The organism is Enterobacter sp. RIT637 (assembly GCF_019718755.1).
GTDB lineage: Bacteria > Pseudomonadota > Gammaproteobacteria > Enterobacterales > Enterobacteriaceae > Enterobacter.
Genome location: NZ_JAIHAZ010000085.1, coordinates 1 through 663, shown reverse-complemented (window position 1 = coordinate 663; position 663 = coordinate 1). Strand labels below are relative to the sequence as shown.

The 663-nt window shown below is 56.7% G+C and carries 1 protein-coding gene; it reads left to right on the top strand.

The genetic code is table 11. From position 1 onward, the window contains the following. Positions 1-663 (top strand): iron uptake system protein EfeO (efeO, locus tag K5E19_RS23305; protein WP_221553297.1); only part of this gene is annotated, 663 nt, incomplete at both ends.

The window sequence follows — 663 nt, the reverse complement described above, 5'->3', positions numbered from 1 at the left end:
CTATAAAGCCTACGTCACCAAAGAGACGGCTGACCTGGTGGCAGGCACCAAAGCCTTTACCGACGCGGTGACAGCGGGCGATATCGAAAAAGCGAAATCCCTGTATGCGCCTACACGTCAGCACTACGAGCGCATCGAGCCGATTGCCGAGCTGTTCTCTGACCTCGATGGCAGCATTGACGCCCGCGAAGATGACTACGAGCAGAAGGCCGCCGATCCGAAATTCACCGGCTTCCACCGCCTGGAAAAAGCCCTGTTTGGCGATAGCTCCACCAAAGGGATGGAGAAATACGCCGATCAGCTCAACAGCGACGTGCTGGAGCTGCAAAAACGCATCAGCGAGCTGGCCTTCCCGCCGTCGAAAGTGGTGGGTGGTGCTGCGGGTCTGATTGCAGAAGTGGCCGCGAGCAAAATCAGCGGCGAAGAAGATCGCTACAGCCACACCGACCTGTGGGACTTCCAGGCAAACGTCGACGGCGCACAAAAAATTGTCGATCTGCTGCGGCCCCAGCTGCAAAAAGAGAACGGCGAACTGCTGGCGAAAGTGGATGCCAACTTTAAGAAAGTTGACGCCATCCTGGCGAAATACCGTACCAAAGACGGGTTCGAAACCTACGACAAGCTGACCGATGCTGACCGTAACGCGCTGAAAGGCCCGATTAC